Here is a 16,173-nt window from a genome sequence, read left to right as displayed (position 1 = left end):
ACGCGCCAATTGGCTTGGGTTTAGGTCTACTATTATTATCGGAATATTCAAGTGGATACGTGATGGTACATTAATCGTGTTACTGCTTGATTAGCTTGAGTCTTCAATATAAAAAAGACATCTGTCTATATAGACAGATGCCTTAGAATTACCCTGGGTAAAATATCTGAAACGAATTCTGTTACCTAGTCTATCGTTTACTCAGCAGTGGCTTGATTGACGAGTTCAACAACTTCTTCAGCTGTCCGCATGTCAAGCGCTTTCGTTGCTAGTTCCTGCATCTCTGCCCGAGATAAACGGGAAATCTGGCTACGGGCAGGGAGAATGGAAGTTGCACTCATGCTGAATTCATCAAGCCCAAGGCCGAGCAGCAATGGAATTGCAGTCGCATCCCCAGCCATCTCACCACACATACCAGCCCAGCGGCCTTCACGATGTGCAGCATCAATAACCATCTTAACCAAACGAAGAATAGCTGGGTTGTATGGCTGATACAGGTAGGATACCCGTTCATTCATACGGTCAGCAGCCATCGTGTACTGAATCAGATCGTTCGTTCCGATACTGAAGAAGTCCACTTCCTTAGCAAATTGATCAGCCATCACAGCTGTAGATGGAATCTCCACCATAATACCAAGCTGAATGTTATCAGAAACAGCTGTTCCTTCCGAGATCAGCTTCGCTTTCTCTTCCTCCAGAAGCGCCTTGGCTTCACGGAATTCACCGAGTGTAGCGATCATTGGGAACATGATCCGCAGGTTCCCGTGAACACTTGCACGAAGCAATGCACGCAGCTGTGTTCTGAAAATGTCCTGACGCTCTAAGCAAAGACGAACTGCACGGAATCCAAGGAACGGGTTCATCTCTTTCGGAAGATCGAGATATGGCAATTCCTTGTCGCCACCGATATCAAGTGTACGAACGACAACCGGTTTCCCTTCCATTTTTTCCAGCACCGTCTTATATGCATTGTACTGAATTTCTTCGGATGGAAGCTTATCACGGCCCATATACAAGAACTCTGTACGGTAAAGACCTACGCCTTCACCCCCGTTATCTAAAACGCCTGCAACATCATTTGGAGTACCGATGTTGGCAGCAAGTTCTACATGAACGCCATCCTTTGATACCGTAGGTTCACTGCGCAGCTTTCTCCATTCCTCAACCTGCTTCGCATAAGCTTCTTGCTTTTTGCGGTATTCTGCTACGGTTTCTTCAGAAGGATTGATCAGTACATTCCCTTCGAGACCATCAACGATAATCAAATCTCCAGACTTCACTAAAGAAAGAACATTCTTTGTTCCTACGACCGCAGGGATCTCCAGGGAGCGTGCCATGATCGCCGAGTGGGAGGTACGTCCACCGATATTCGTTGTGAAACCTTTAACATAAGTTCGATTCAATTGTGCTGTATCAGAAGGAGTCAAATCCTCAGCAATAACAATAACCTCTTCACTAATCTCAGACGGACTTACATAATTCAGTCCTAGAAGATGCTTCAAGATTCGCTTCGTTACGTCACGCATGTCAGCTGCACGTTCTTGTAGATAAGCACTCTTCATCTTCTCAAACATTTCGATGAATTGTGTTGCAGTTTCATTTAAGGCATATTCCGCAGTTACCGATTCAGCAGCGATTTTATCTCTCACTGGGTTAATAAGTTCAGGATCCTCAAGAATCAGAAGGTGAGATTCGAAAATCTCAGCCTTCTTCTCACCAAGCTCTTGGCGTGTGCGCTCCTTGATTGCTTCCAGCTCCGCTTTCGATTTCTCAAGCGCAGAGTCCAGCTTCGAGATCTCACGACTAACGTCATCTGTCTGCTGATGAGTCACCGTATAGTCAGGGTGCTCTAAGGTAAATGCGCGGGCAATGGCAATACCCGCCGATGCCGCGATCCCCTTAATATTACTCATTGATTTCGCCCAGCCCTTCGTTAATCATCACTTCTGAAAGAGCAGTTAGCGCTTCGTTTTCACTTGCTCCTTCCGAGATTAGCGTCAGTGTGTCCCCTTGTTCTAGTCCTAAAGAGAGAACTCCAAGAATAGATTTCAGGGTCACTTTTTTGCCATTTGCTTCTGCAAAAGATTCGGTATCTTTAAATTTATTAGCTGTGTTTACCAATGCTGTTGCAGGGCGTGCGTGGATTCCGTCCTCGTCAATAATTCTGAATGTTTTTTGCATGTTTATCATCCCTCTTTCTTCATTATCTTCTTAATTAATTATTTACCCAAACTTATTGAATTGTAATAATATTGGGTTCTCCCGCCTTAACAACCCCCGTCTTATTCAACTTCACCGAGACTCCCTCAGGTAGATTCGAGAAGATGACCGGAGTGATTATGGATTTCGCATGCTCTTTCACATAATCGAGATCCACCTCCATAATCGGCTGTCCAGCTGAAACGAGGTCTCCCTCGTTCACAAGCACGTTAAAGCCTTGTCCTTTTAGCTTGACTGTATTTACACCTATATGAACAAGCACTTCTTTACCGCCATCAGACATAATGCCGATTGCGTGTTTGCTTGGGAAGACATTAAATACTTTACCGTACACTGGAGATGAAATCTTACCATCGTGCGGTAATACTGCAAATCCATCTCCTGTCATTCGTTCAGCGAACACGGGATCAGGTACATTTGAAATGTCCATCAGTTCACCATTGACCGGAGAGACAATATCTTCAAGAATAACAGCATCACCATCTTGTGCAGCTTCTTGCTCCACAACTGCTGGCTTCTCGATAACTGTATCTTGAGAAGAATCTTTAGAATTATCATTAGAAGGAACAGGAGTCTTTCCAGATATAATATCCTGCATCTGTGACTTAATCGTATCCGAACGGGTTCCAAAAATTGCTTGGATATTGTTCCCTACTTCGAGTACCCCTGACGCACCTAATTGTTTCAACCGAGTCTTATCTACATTGTCTTTATCCTTAACTTCAACCCGGAGACGTGTAATACATGCATCCAAATGTGCAATGTTAGACTGTCCACCAAGGGCAACCAAAATGTTATTTGGAAGCTCATCCTTGCTATTCCCACCTGAATTCGTGCTCTCCTCATTCTCAGAAGGCGCTTCGCGTCCAGGCGTCTTAAGATTGAATTTCCGAATAACAAATCGGAAACCAAAGTAGTAAACTACCGCCATTACCAAACCGACAATGATAACATTCCACCATGGTGTCCGGTTTGGAATAACACCGAAAATTACATAGTCAATCAAACCACCAGAGAACGTCATTCCAATCTTTGTGCTTAGAAGGTGCATAGTCATAAAGGATAGACCGGCAAATACTGCATGCACCGCAAACAGCAAAGGTGCTACAAAGAGAAATGAGAATTCAAGCGGCTCTGTAATACCTGTTAAGAAAGAAGTAAGAGCGGCAGAACCCATAATACCGGCAACAAGTTTCTTATTCTCCGGTCTAGCCTCGTGATAAATGGCAAGTGCTGCAGCTGGAAGACCGAACATCATAAACGGAAACTTACCCGTCATGAAGGTACCTGCTGTAAATTCCACACCATCTCGAAGCTGAGCCATGAAAATATTCTGGTCACCTCGTACGTACTGACCAGCCTGATTCACATATTCCCCGAACTCGAACCAGAACGGAGAGTAAAAGATGTGATGCAGTCCAAAAGGAATTAACCCCCGCTCCACAACCCCGAATATAAACGCAGAAAGTGTCATATTCTGCTCAAGCATAAAGTGGGAGGCCGTGTTCAATCCGGATTGGATCGGCGGCCAGATGATTGTCATCAGCAAGCCCAGTAACACAGATAGCACTGCTGTCATAATGGGTACAAATCGCTTACCCGCAAAGAATCCTAAGTACGACGGCAATTCAATCTTATAAAATCTTCGATACATACTAGCCGCCAAAATACCAACGATAATACCACCGAATACCCCTGTTGCAAGTGTAGGAATGCCTAACACGCTAGCATAGGCATTATCAGAACCGATCATAGAATCTGTAACACCAATTACTGATCCCATTGTCACGTTCATGACAAGGTAACCAATAATGGCAGCCAGACCGGCAACTCCTTCACCGCCAGCTAATCCAACAGCTACACCGACAGCAAACAGCAAGGACAAATTCGTAAAGACGATCTGTCCCGAGTTCATCATAACGGTCGCAATCGATTGAACCCAGCTTGTGTCGAGCCAAGGGACGTATTGAAGAAAGTCAGGGTTGACCAGCATATTACCAAGCCCTAGTAGTAAACCTGCCGCAGGCAGAATGGCTACTGGTAGCATGAGAGCTTTCCCGACTCTTTGTAAGACCCCAAAAAGCCGTTTAAACATAAGTTTTTTCTCCCTTTCATCTCGTTGTATGACCATGGTGTCGAAGCAAAACTTCAAACCGAAAAAAAAGGCATGAGTATACACCAGGATCTCGGTCCATTTCTAAATCTTCATGGATTAGATTACCCATAAAAGCTTAGAAACAACCAAAAATGTCCTGTTATACACTCATGCCTGATCGAATCAGTTACACGTTGATTTGTAGTTTAACTTCATTACTGAACCGTATTATAGCACCCATGATTTCGGTTTTCAAGCACTTGGAATATGTTTTTTGAATCTTCATCTACTATTCATTTTGCTCTTTCTTTTGTGCAAGTCGTTGTAAATGAATCGTCAGATACCCCGCTTCTGCAGCATAAATCGGTTTTTTTAAACGATGCTCCATCATCTTGGTAAGCTTCCAAGCCAGCGCATACATTTCTGGATACTCTCGCTTAAGCAGATCATCAAGTGAATCTGTTTCTTCGACGGGTTCACCACGACGTACTCTTTCGAGTGCAAACCGAAGATGTGTTATTAATCTGTAATAATCCAATGAATCCCTCGGGATATTATATTCCATTTTATCTTCAACCATTTGAACTAGGTCAGACACAAGCTCGGAATATTTCCTTACTTCTGAAATATGCTGATTCGTCAATGCACCGTGAAAGTGAAGTGCGATAAATCCAACTTCGTCCTCTCCAAGATCTACATGCAATCGGTTCTTGATCGTGTTTACAGCATACTCTGCCATTTTAAACTCTTCAGGGTATAATTCCCTTGTCTCATATAAAAAAGGATTATGAATAACTAGACCTTGAGCAATACGTTTAATCGCAAAGGCAATATGATCAGTCAAAGCAATGTGAATATGTTCATTTAGCGGTCCACTACCTGACTTGGAAGCATGAAGAATAATATCATTCATCGCTTCTATCAATGGTTCATCAATCTGTGGAACGAGCTGCTTGTACTGCTCTTGTTCCTCAGGCTTGGTCAAAATAAACATTTTTTCCACTGCTGAGAGAGGGATTACATCTTTCGTTTTACGATTGAATCCAATCCCTTTGCCAATGACAACAACCTCTTCATGTTCTGGATGCTTAGCAATAATTACATTGTTATTTAAAACTTTAGCCACTTGTAGGCTGCTCACATCACGCACCTCTTTTGATCACACTATACCCGCAATCTTAACAGATAAGTTACATTTCAGCAAAAGGAAAGGCCGCCCATGAAAATAGGGCGGCCTGATTTCGATTATACGGTATCTATATTCGTCTTCTGAGTGACTACTTCTGGTTCGATCACAGCCGGCTTTTGTACCGGTGTGGCAGGACGCTTCGTAAAATTCTGAATCAACTGTTCAACATCAATTCCTGATACGCTTTTTAGCATTTCAGGAGCAGTAGCCATCAGCTCTGTTACATAATTACTTACCCGTGCGGCACCTTCACCTTTACCCGTATCGACCACCGTCAACTTATCAATGGACGAAATCGGCTCAGCAATTTTACCTGCAAGCTCTGGAAGCATATTAACAATAACATCGAGAATTGCTGCCTCTCCATAATTCTTAAATGCTTCTGCCAGCTTCTCTTTCGCTTCCGCTTCGGCTAAACCACGCAGACGGATAACTTCTGCCTCTGCTGTACCTTTAGCGCGTTCTGCGTCTGCCTCTGCTAAACCATCAAGTCGCTTTTGTTCGGCGGATGCCTTGGCCTGTGTTTCGATGGAATACTGAATGGCATCAGCTTCACGCATTTTACGAGCTTTATCCGCTTCTGCTGCCTGTTCCACTGCATAACGATCTGCATCGGCCTTTTTCTTCACTTCAGCATCATATTGTTTCTGGCGGACCATGATTTCTTTATCTTGAAGATCAATCTCACGCTCTTTCCGAACGAGTTCTACCTTCATTTGCTCTTCAACCATTGTCTGTTTAGCACGAGCCTCTTGAATATGATAGGCTTGATCCGCTTCCGCTTTCGCAGTATCCTGATCTTTCTTAAAGGACGCAACCTTCAGTTCCTTCTCTTTGGCTGCCTCTGCAATGTTCGTATCACGTAATAACTCTGCTTTCTGCCCTTCTTCTTCTGCACGTGCCTTTTGAATACGAGCATCACGCACCGCTTCCGCTTCTGCTATTTCTGCATCACGCTTAACGGTAGCAATTCTCGGCTTACCAAGCGCTTCCAGATAACCGTGCTTATCACGCACATCTTTAATGGTGAAGGAAACGATCTGAAGACCCATTTTCTTCAAATCACGTGCAGCCACCCCTTGAACTTCCTGAGCAAATTTATCCCGATTTCTATAGACTTCTTCCACTGTCATGGAACCTAAGATAGCACGAAGGTGACCTTCAAGCACTTCTTGTGCTTCGCCCTTAAGAGCTTCAATTGGCTTACCCATGAATTGTTCAGCTGCTGTTGCAACATCTTCAATAGAACTTCCCACTTTAATGATCGCAACCCCATCCGCCATAACCGGAACACCCTGTTCCGTGTAAACTTCTGGAGTCATTACATCAAGCTTGTGTGACAAGAGCGAGACAAATTCAGATTGTTGGAATACAGGTAAAATAAATGCACCGCCACCACGAACAATTTTGATCTTACGGCCCGTTTCATCATCAGAAATATGCTTGCTTCCAAGAAAAGACCCAGTAACAATCATAGCTTCATCTGGACTAACCGTCTTATAGCGAGCCCAGAAAGCTAACCCCAATACAATAATAACCCCTACTACAATCGACGGAACAACTAAAAATTCTGGCATGCTCTCAATCATCTCCCTTTCGTTCTTCCAGCTCGGATACTCTAAGAACACCCTCTGCTATGTCCACAATGACGACCCGGACTCCAGCAGCAACCGGCTTTTTGTCAAAACTGGAGGCAATATGTAATGTGTTCCCAGCTCCTACCTTTACCATAACTTCACCAAAGCCTTGTGCAGGTACCGGTACTGTCACTTCACCAATCCGTCCGGCCATTTCTCGAATCGAGAAGCCGGTAGAATTCTCACTATTCTCCATCGGCCGCACATAACCAAAAAACACAGCAATGGATATCAAAATGGCGATAAGAACAGAAAGAACGATCTGTGGCACTGAGGACAAATCCGTGTATTTCTCGAGCATAATGCCCGTGCCTCCGAATACAGTGACTGCAGTAGCCAGTACAACCGGTTTTAAAAAATCGACGGATAGGAAATCAAGCACTCCATCCAGCGCACCAGAAAGTACATCCCCTAGCAGTACTGTCACAATGGCAAACAAAACACCTCCAACCAGACATCCCCAAAACAGTGCCTCCATGTTGACTGCCTCCTTCAGAATCCCTTACTGTATATAACAATTAATACGTATCAAAGTTCGAATCGGTTTCAAATATTTACCTAGTTTACATGAATATCTCTAATATATATCATAGATTGGCCGAAACCATGACAAAAGAGGCTGTCCCAAAAAATTTAGGTCTTACGGGATGGCCTCGTTTGTTGTTGTGAGATGCTCCGCGTACGAAACGTTCCTCCCCTTGCTGTTGCCCCCAAATTTTTGGAAATTATTTTAGCAAGGAAGAAATTTGGGGGCAAAGGCGATCGCTGCCGCTGGTCCGGAATCGTTTCGTTCTCTCCGCTGCTTCGTGCATATCCATTCAAAAACTGACAACGCAAAAAAAACGCCCTTTGGTAGAATAGAAGCGACTAAGCCACCATCTATAAAGGAGTGGTTTCATTTGTACATTCAATATTTCATGGATCAACTTACCTTCAATGAATTTAGAGGAAGACATCCCCGAAAACCATCTTTCCCGACTCGTCAACATTGCTGCTAATCGTCTGGACGACCAGATTTTTGCCGCTGCTATCCCGGTGGAGGCCGGGATACAACGTACAAATCGATGGGTACAAGCTTCGTCAGCGACCTACGGATACTCGCTGTCTGGAAGCCGCATTTAGAGTAGGTGAAATCTACACTACGGAAACTCCCGGGCACTGTCATTGCGGATGCGATATGGTGGCGAAGAAAACTACAGTTATTTGGAAGACAATCAGATTCGGGCCATGGTGAAGTAAAATATCACAAAGAGAAATCAAAGAAGTGGAAAGAGGCTATATAATCGAATCGCCAACTGAACGTATGACGAAGCAAGTGATACATGGTGTTGTTCAGGCGGAAAGATCTTAAGGTTTCGCAATGAGAGCAAACAATGCACGGAAAGTGGCTATGAAATCAAGAGCCGACACTACCGAAGTGAAGACTGTAGATTCTGTTCGTTAAAGAGCTGATACACGAAAGCCCAGGGGAACCGGGAGATGCTTGTCCAAAGTAAGCCTAGAGGTCGGATAGCTTTCGCTTGCCCACAATCTGTTAAAGTGGGCGACAATAAATCAAAAAAGTCCAAGGTAGAAACTCCTATAGAGTCAGCCTTCGGACCTTTTTGTATAAATTAGATGAAGAAGCTATCCCTAAGTAGAAAAATCTAATTTTGGGACAGCCTCTTTTGTTTCTTTTCACACTAGAGAGACATTTTATAAATACTTATTACATCTTCACGCTGCAGTTTACGGAAATTCCCGAATGGGCCGAAGCGCATTGTCTTATCCACCATTAATTCAATATTGCTACCATCAATATTATAATCACCAAGTGTGCTAGGAGCTCCGATAGACGTCCAGAAATCGCGTAAAGCTTGGATTCCCTCAAGTCCGATCTCCTTATCTGACTTACCAGCTGGGTCAATGCCGAATACGTTTATAGCCAAGCGCTTAAAGCGAGCTACATCGACATCTATATTGTGTTTCATCCAATTCGGGAACAGAATAGCAAGCCCGCCGCCATGCGGGATATCGTAGACTGCGGATACCGCATGTTCTATATTATGGGTTGCCCAGTCTCCACGGAGCCCCATATTAATCATTCCATTGAGCGCCATTGTACCACAGTACATAATCGTCTCACGAAGTTCGAAATTTTCTAAGTCCTCGATAAGCTTTGGTGCGGTTTCTATAACAGAGCGTAGAATCGTCTCACAAAAGCCATCTTGAATCGGTGTATTCGTATCCAGATGGAAATAGTGCTCCAATACATGTGACATAATATCGACCATGCCATAAACCGTCTGATCTTTTGGCAAAGAAAAAGTATGCGTTGGATCAAGAATTGAGAATGCCGGGTTTGCCAGTATGCTACCCCATCCCAGTTTTTCCTTGGTCATCTCATTCGTAATAACCGATCCACCATTCATCTCTGATCCCGTAGCAGCCATCGTCAACACTGTACCGAGCGGCAGAGCAGCTTGCGGAACGGCTTTTCGTTCTACAAAGTCCCACATATCTCCTTCATACTTCGCGCCTACAGCAATTGCCTTGGAGCAATCAAGAACACTTCCTCCACCAACAGCAAGAATTAAATCAATATTATGTTCACGGCACAGCTCTACACCCTTATGAACTGTAGACAGACGTGGATTCGGTTCAACACCACTTAGTTCGATTACTTCTACACCGATTTCATCTAATAAAGACATGACCTGTTCATAAAGTCCACTGCGTTTAATGCTTCCCCCGCCATACACTAGAAGCACCTTTTGTCCATAGTTAGGTACTTCCGTCTTCAATGAGCTCAGCTTGCCTTTACCAAAAATTAATTTGGTCGGATTATAAAATTCAAAAGGTCCCATACGTTTTCCAACCTCCATTAATGTCATCTATTTGTGATATAACTATCTAATTATACTATTCTACCTGCCTCAAAACAAAACAGCCGCAATTCCCACATAGGAAACCACGACTGATAATGAATTACTCGCCACTTCATAAAACTCCATGAAACGCAGGAAATTACGCTTACTCTGCTGAATATCCCATGCTAGCAAGGAAGCGTCTAAAAGCCTGCATTCCTTCTTCTGTATGCTTATAGACACCAGCCTGTTCAAGAATCGTAGTGAAAATACCGCCAACTTCAGCGCGGATCAGCTCTACTGCTTGATCTTTTGAAATGCCATCTTTCGTGCGATCCTTCAATTGATTAATCCACTCAAGATGAACGCCTAGAGCATGATCCTTCGCGTGAGCCGCTTCATACAATTTGCTATCTCCTGCTAAAATATCCGCGATTTGATCCAGCTCCACCTTTAGTCTTCCCGGTAGTATAGCTAACCCCATCACTTCGATCAAGCCGATATTTTCTTTCTTAATATGATGCATTTCACGATGAGGATGAAAAATCCCTTCCGGATACTGTTCATTCGTCCGATTATTACGAAGTACCAGATCCATTTCATAACCGCCTTCAACATTTCGACGTGCAATAGGAGTAACGGTATTATGACGAATTCTCTGTCCTTCAATCTCGCTCTGAGCCTCGATATCTACGTAAGGGTCGCTATAACCTTTCCACGCCTCATAAATATCATTAGCACATTCCAAGAGCACACTTCGATCCTGTGAGGATAAGCGAATGACCGACATCGGCCACTTCACAATGCTTACAGACACATCCGGATAATCCTCATGTCTAAATCCAGCAACTTTTGGTGCCATTTGAATCGGGAAGGTATGTCTACCCCCCTGAAAATGATCATGTGTCAGAATGGACCCGCCAACAATCGGCAGATCTGCATTCGAACCGAGGAAATAATGCGGATAAGCATCAACAAATCCAAGTAATCGAGCCAGTGTATCTTTTGTTAATTTCATAGGCACATGGTCATGATGGAGTACGATACAATGCTCGTTATAATACACATATGGAGAATATTGAAACAACCACTTTTCATCGTTTAATTTTAGTGGTAATACTCTTAAATTTTGCCGAGCAGGGTGATTAACCCGTCCCGCATAACCAACATTCTCCCGACATAACTGACACTTCGGATATATAGGAGGAGGAAGTAGCTTCGCCATCGCGATCTCTTTCGGGCTCTTTTCTGGCTTCGAAAGATTAATCGTGATTTCAATATCACCATACGCGCTTGTATGTTTCCAGTATTCATTCTTGGATACCCGGTCCATACGAATGTAGTTGGAGTCGATACACAGCTTATAAAACTCGCTAGTTGCAGCCTCAATCCCTTGTACCTGTTCCGTATTCCGGAAAGCACGGACAACTTCAGACGGGCGAGCCATTAAGCGACCCATTATTTTTGCATCAAGCAGATCTCGATACGTATCTGTATTTTCAGGGATCAAACCGATCGAATGACCGTAATCAATCAGTACATCTAGAAATGATTGAGGGCTATCAACTGGCTCATCATTTACCTGACCAGCATATGGTTCACTGAATCCGAAATCCTCCAGGAGTAGATTACGACTATAATCATAATCTGCTTCCTGAATTAATTCCTTCCTAAGAGCAAACAAGACTAGACGTTCAACCGCATGCAACACTTCGCTGACTTCGGGTTTTCTCGTTGTCAGATTCTCCATTCCCAGTCCCCCTCTAGTTGTCGCCATATCCGTTCGGGCAACTATTATGCCATCTCCATGCGTTTTCGATAATATCTTCAAGTTTGTTACGGGAAGGATTCCAACCTAGTACACTTCTAGCTTTATCAGATGATGCAACCAAAATAGCCGGATCTCCAGCACGACGGGCTTCCATAACAACCGGAATTTCCACCCCTGTCACTTGCTTAGAAGTTTCTATAACTTCTTTAACAGAGAAGCCTTTACCATTACCTAAGTTAAACACATTGCTATCTTCACCACGGCGCAGGTAATCAACAGCTCTTAAATGCGCATCAGCCAGATCGCTTACATGAATATAATCACGGATACAAGTACCATCTGGCGTCGGATAGTCGTCACCGAATACTGAAATATGAGCACGTTGTTTCAGCGCCGTCTGAAGCACGAGAGGAATTAGGTGTGTCTCCGGACGGTGATCCTCACCGATTTTGCCACCTGCATGGGAGCCCGCAGCATTGAAATATCTTAATGATACGTACTTGATGCCGAGCACCTGATCAAACCAAGACATCATTCTTTCCATCATCAGCTTGGTCTCGCCATACACATTTGTTGGGTGTGTGCGATCCTTCTCGTCAATCGGCACTTTCTCCGGTTCACCATACGTTGCCGCTGTTGAAGAGAACACGATTTTTTTCACACCAGCATCATTCATCGCTTCCAGCAAGCAAAGCGTACCGTAAACATTGTTGTCGTAGTATTTAACTGGATTCTTCATACTTTCCCCTACAAGGGAGTTGGCAGCGAAGTGAATAACAGCATCGATTTCATTTTCAGCGAATAACTTCTTCAATAATGCCTTATCTCGAAGATCTCCTTCATAAAGCTTTCCACCAAGCAGCGCTTCACGATGTCCTGTCTCCAGACTATCAATCACAACAACTTCCTCGCCGCGGTCAAGCAGCTCCGCAACTGTATGGGAACCAATATACCCAGCACCACCCGTTACAAGTATCGCCATTTTACAACGCCTCCTCTATTTCATGTACACCCTGACCAACACCGCACACATAGAAATCTGGTTTCAGTCCGGTTCTTGACTCGTAATTGTGTGCAACTTGCTCAATCACGCTATCAACCTTATCCTCATGGACCAGCGCTACAGTACATCCACCAAATCCAGCTCCCGTCATACGCACACCCAAGGTACCTGACTCTCTCTGGAATTCTTCGACCATCGCATCTAGTTCATCACCGGTTACTTCATATAAATAACGTAAGGAATCATGGGATTGATTCATATACTGACCGAAGGAATCGAGATCACCTTTTTTCAGCGCTTCTACCGAATCAAGCACGCGTTGATTCTCCTCCACAACGTGCTTCGCGCGGCGTCTTACCGTCTCATCAAGAATGCTATCTTGCAGTGTTTCGAATTGATCTGGCTTCAGCTGCGCCAAATACTGAAGAGCAGGAATTTCTTTTTGCAAAATTTCAAGAGCCTGATCACACTCACTACGACGTTCATTATATTTAGAATCGATAAGACCTCGACGTTTGTTCGTATTGGCAATCACAATTTTATAAGCGCCCGTCTCAAAAGGAACAAGCTCGTACTCCAGCGTATCGCACATCAGCAAAATAGCGTGGTCCTTACGCCCGTTAGCTACCGCAAACTGATCCATAATACCGGAATTGACGCCGACAAACAGATTTTCAGCTTTCTGTGACAACTTCGCAATTTCAACCGTATCTGTCTCTTTACCTTCCATGGACAAAAGCGCATAAGCGGTAACAACTTCAATGGAAGCAGAAGAGGAAAGTCCGGCTCCATTCGGGATATCGCCATGATAGAGAAGATCATAGCCCTTACTGAGCTGTACACCTATCTTTTCTAACTCTTTGATCACCCCTACTGGATAATCGGTCCATTGATCACTTTTACTTCCTAACTCATCTTGAATTGAACCAACAACTTCATATGGAATATTCGTTGAGGCAAAGGATATTTGCTGATCATCACGTTGTCTAATAATAAGCGTTGTACCGAATTCAAGTGCTGCTGGAAGAACATATCCACCATTATAATCCAAATGCTCTCCAATCAGATTTACACGTCCTGGTGCGTTAAACACCCGGTATACATTGTTACTCTCACCATATTTTTCGACGAACTTCTTTATTAGCTGCTGTGTATTCATCCGTTAATCACTCCATCCTATGCATATGGTAGTTCTGTTATCCATAGTATAAAAGATTCATCAAAAGAGGGTAATGCAGTCTTGTGTGTTACATATGGATAAATGTGACCTTAAGTTGTAAACTATTTATAATATCAATGTACTTCCATGTACAATTCTCCCGTGAAAAAGGCAGGTTACACCATGACTAAAAAGGAAAGCTACGCTGTAGCTTCAAGCCCGGTTCATCCTAACTCCAGTGCACTAAAGGTACTGTTCGCCGGTGAAAGCCAGACGAAGCCAGATCATGCATTAGGGCCGAAAATATATGACTACTATTTACTACATGCCGTTGAAGCTGGACAGGGAACCTTTCGTACGGAAAGCGACGTGTTTAATCTTGGGCCTGGAGACTGCTTTCTCATCCATCCAGGACAACTAGTCAGCTATGTATCCAATCCATTGGATCCATGGAAATATCGGTGGGTCGCATTCACTGGAGATGCAAGTCATGATTTAGTGGAGTCTGCGGGCTTTCTTCCAGACTTCCCTGTTCTACACTCTTCCGAAATGAGTCAAGTACCAACGTATATACAACAAATACAGGAACGATTTCACACAAAAGAGGAGAGCTCTCATACAGCCGCTATTGGATATCTTCATCTTATCTGGGCTGAAATCATGAACCATACGAGTCGCCCGCTTCAGCTAGAGGTCGTAGAGCCTCAGGTCCAGCGGACAGTGAAGCAAATGATCAACTATATGACTTCTCAGTATGCGCATCCTGTCTCGATCGAGCAGATGTGTACAAGCCTTGGTTATAATCGAGCATATCTGTCCCGCATATTCAAAAAAGAAACGGGTATTTCTCCTGTGACATACCTTCTTAAGCTAAGAATTGATCAGGCAAAGCGACTTCTTCGCGAACGGCCTGAGCTCTCTGTTGAGCAAGTGTCTGCGTCGGTCGGATTAACCGATCCCCTCTATTTCTCAAGGCAGTTCAAGCGTTTCTGTGGCCAATCGCCATCTAGTTACCGCAAAGACATCACTGGCTTATAAACCTTGTTAGCAAATAACAAAGACAGCCCGCTTTTCTCATGTAGGAAAGCGGGCTGTGTATTTCTGTATTTGTATCATGGTGTGGCTTTGCTGTTATCCCTCATTTTCTGTTTTTAGAATAGTCTCAATTCGGTCAAGCTCTTCCTTCGAGAATTCGAGATTATTCAATGCAGCAACGTTATCCTCAATCTGGCTAACTTTACTCGCTCCGATAAGAGCTGAGGTAATCCGTCCACCGCGGAGCGCCCATGCCAGAGCAAACTGCGCCAGACTTTGGCCACGCGCAGCAGCCATCTGGTTTAATGCGCGGATTTTACGAAGCACCTCTGGGGTAATATTATTCTCATTCAAGAACACAGAAGAACTAGCGGCCCGGGAATCGTTCGGAACACCGTTCAAATATTTATTCGTTAACATTCCTTGAGCTAGGGGAGTAAATGCAATACTACCTACACCGTTCTCTTCAAGGATATCAAGCAGACTATTCTCCACGGAGCGATTCAGCATGGAATAGCTTGGTTGATGAATTAATAACGGTGTTCCTAAACTCTTAAGAATCGTAACGGCTTCTTGTGTCTTCTCTGGTGAGTAGTTGGATATCCCCACGTAGAGCGCCTTACCTGAACGAACAATATGATCAAGTGCCATCATCGTCTCTTCCAAAGGAGTATCCGGATCCATACGGTGTGAATAAAAAATATCGACATAATCAAGTCCCATGCGTTTCAAGCTCTGATCCAGACTGGAAATCATATACTTGCGTGAACCCCAATCTCCATAAGGTCCAGGCCACATATAGTACCCTGCTTTGGAAGAAATAACGAGCTCATCCCGGTATGGCTTCATATCTCTCGATAATATTCTCCCAAATGTCTCTTCAGCCGATCCTGCTGGTGGTCCGTAATTATTAGCTAAGTCAAAATGAGTGATCCCGAGATCGAATGCACGCGTAATCATGTTACGTCCGTTCTCATAAGCATCTACACCACCAAAATTATGCCATAATCCAAGGGATATAGCCGGTAGCTTCAAGCCTGATCGCCCACAGCGATTATATTTCATTCCCTCATAGCGGCTTTCGCTTGCTACATATGTCACTTGCGATCCCTGCCTCTCTGAAATTGCATGAATTATATGATGCCTTATTATATCTTAGCTTGTTAAAATGGCTGTTGACAAGAAAACGATTACATCGTTGATCTGTACGGCTGTTGT

Annotated in this window: 12 protein-coding genes; 1 reads left to right on the top strand and 11 read right to left on the bottom strand. The window is 43.9% G+C overall.

Going from position 1 to position 16,173, the window contains the following annotated elements:
• Positions 1–197 precede the first annotated feature (197 nt).
• The 10 genes from ptsP to ACK8P5_RS07000 all read right to left on the bottom strand — a co-directional run bounded on the left by ptsP (position 198) and on the right by ACK8P5_RS07000 (position 13,920).
• Entirely contained in the window at positions 198–1,913 is a 1,716-nt protein-coding gene (gene ptsP, locus ACK8P5_RS07045; protein ID WP_422660246.1) for a phosphoenolpyruvate--protein phosphotransferase, read from the bottom strand.
• On the bottom strand, positions 1,906–2,181 hold the full coding sequence (locus tag ACK8P5_RS07040; protein WP_379249616.1) for an HPr family phosphocarrier protein: 276 nt from the start codon (positions 2,179–2,181) through the stop codon (positions 1,906–1,908). The genes ptsP and ACK8P5_RS07040 overlap by 8 nt, the downstream gene beginning before the upstream one ends.
• Positions 2,182–2,233: 52 nt before the next feature.
• On the bottom strand, positions 2,234–4,315 hold the full coding sequence (gene ptsG, locus ACK8P5_RS07035; protein WP_422660245.1) for a glucose-specific PTS transporter subunit IIBC: 2,082 nt from the start codon (positions 4,313–4,315) through the stop codon (positions 2,234–2,236).
• Positions 4,316–4,604: 289 nt separating this feature from the next.
• Entirely contained in the window at positions 4,605–5,456 is an 852-nt protein-coding gene (glcT, locus tag ACK8P5_RS07030) for a glucose PTS transporter transcription antiterminator GlcT (protein ID WP_422660244.1), read from the bottom strand.
• 104 nt (positions 5,457–5,560) lie between these two features.
• Positions 5,561–7,081 (bottom strand): flotillin family protein, encoded by a 1,521-nt coding sequence (locus ACK8P5_RS07025; protein WP_422660243.1) that lies wholly within the window; start codon positions 7,079–7,081, stop codon positions 5,561–5,563.
• A gap of 4 nt (positions 7,082–7,085) precedes the next feature.
• Positions 7,086–7,619 carry a protease gene (locus tag ACK8P5_RS07020; RefSeq protein ID WP_422660242.1) on the bottom strand — a complete coding sequence of 178 codons (534 nt, stop codon included), beginning with the start codon at positions 7,617–7,619 and terminating at the stop codon, positions 7,086–7,088.
• Between the two features lie 1,204 nt (positions 7,620–8,823).
• Positions 8,824–9,987, bottom strand: a complete 1,164-nt coding sequence (locus ACK8P5_RS07015) for an iron-containing alcohol dehydrogenase (RefSeq protein ID WP_422660241.1) — start codon at positions 9,985–9,987, stop codon at positions 8,824–8,826.
• Positions 9,988–10,153: 166 nt separating this feature from the next.
• A complete protein-coding gene (locus ACK8P5_RS07010; RefSeq protein ID WP_422660240.1) occupies positions 10,154–11,737 on the bottom strand; it encodes a UDP-glucose--hexose-1-phosphate uridylyltransferase in 1,584 nt (527 codons plus the stop codon).
• A gap of 13 nt (positions 11,738–11,750) precedes the next feature.
• A complete protein-coding gene (gene galE / locus ACK8P5_RS07005; protein ID WP_422660239.1) occupies positions 11,751–12,740 on the bottom strand; it encodes a UDP-glucose 4-epimerase GalE in 990 nt (329 codons plus the stop codon).
• 1 nt (position 12,741) lies between these two features.
• On the bottom strand, positions 12,742–13,920 hold the full coding sequence (locus ACK8P5_RS07000; RefSeq protein ID WP_422660238.1) for a galactokinase: 1,179 nt from the start codon (positions 13,918–13,920) through the stop codon (positions 12,742–12,744).
• 183 nt (positions 13,921–14,103) lie between these two features.
• On the opposite strand from ACK8P5_RS07000, the gene ACK8P5_RS06995 reads away from it, so the two are divergent.
• Positions 14,104–14,958, top strand: coding sequence for a helix-turn-helix domain-containing protein (locus ACK8P5_RS06995; RefSeq protein ID WP_422660237.1), 855 nt, complete (start codon positions 14,104–14,106; stop codon positions 14,956–14,958).
• A 93-nt stretch (positions 14,959–15,051) separates the two neighbouring features.
• Here the strand turns inward: ACK8P5_RS06995 and mgrA are convergent, their stop codons facing one another.
• Complete coding sequence (mgrA, locus tag ACK8P5_RS06990) at positions 15,052–16,056, bottom strand: L-glyceraldehyde 3-phosphate reductase (protein WP_422660236.1); 1,005 nt, start codon at positions 16,054–16,056, stop codon at positions 15,052–15,054.
• Positions 16,057–16,173 lie beyond the last annotated feature (117 nt).

Source organism: Paenibacillus sp. EC2-1 (genome assembly GCF_049311625.1).
Classification (GTDB): Bacteria; Bacillota; Bacilli; order Paenibacillales; family Paenibacillaceae; genus Paenibacillus_AQ.
The sequence above is the reverse complement of the archived record's forward strand: the minus strand, read 5'-3'. Positions and strand labels throughout refer to the sequence as shown.

Excerpts from the sequence above, each read along its gene's own strand:
- ptsP (WP_422660246.1), bottom strand. The coding sequence starts at position 1,913 with ATGAGTAATATTAAGGGGATCGCGGCATCGGCGGGTATTGCCATTGCC.
- ACK8P5_RS07040 (WP_379249616.1), bottom strand. The coding sequence starts at position 2,181 with ATGCAAAAAACATTCAGAATTATTGACGAGGACGGAATCCACGCACGC.
- ptsG (WP_422660245.1), bottom strand. The coding sequence starts at position 4,315 with ATGTTTAAACGGCTTTTTGGGGTCTTACAAAGAGTCGGGAAAGCTCTC.
- ACK8P5_RS07025 (WP_422660243.1), bottom strand. The coding sequence starts at position 7,081 with ATGCCAGAATTTTTAGTTGTTCCGTCGATTGTAGTAGGGGTTATTATT.
- ACK8P5_RS07020 (WP_422660242.1), bottom strand. The coding sequence starts at position 7,619 with ATGGAGGCACTGTTTTGGGGATGTCTGGTTGGAGGTGTTTTGTTTGCC.
- ACK8P5_RS07015 (WP_422660241.1), bottom strand. The coding sequence starts at position 9,987 with ATGGGACCTTTTGAATTTTATAATCCGACCAAATTAATTTTTGGTAAA.
- ACK8P5_RS07010 (WP_422660240.1), bottom strand. The coding sequence starts at position 11,737 with ATGGAGAATCTGACAACGAGAAAACCCGAAGTCAGCGAAGTGTTGCAT.
- galE (WP_422660239.1), bottom strand. The coding sequence starts at position 12,740 with ATGGCGATACTTGTAACGGGTGGTGCTGGGTATATTGGTTCCCATACA.
- ACK8P5_RS07000 (WP_422660238.1), bottom strand. The coding sequence starts at position 13,920 with ATGAATACACAGCAGCTAATAAAGAAGTTCGTCGAAAAATATGGTGAG.
- ACK8P5_RS06995 (WP_422660237.1), top strand. The coding sequence starts at position 14,104 with ATGACTAAAAAGGAAAGCTACGCTGTAGCTTCAAGCCCGGTTCATCCT.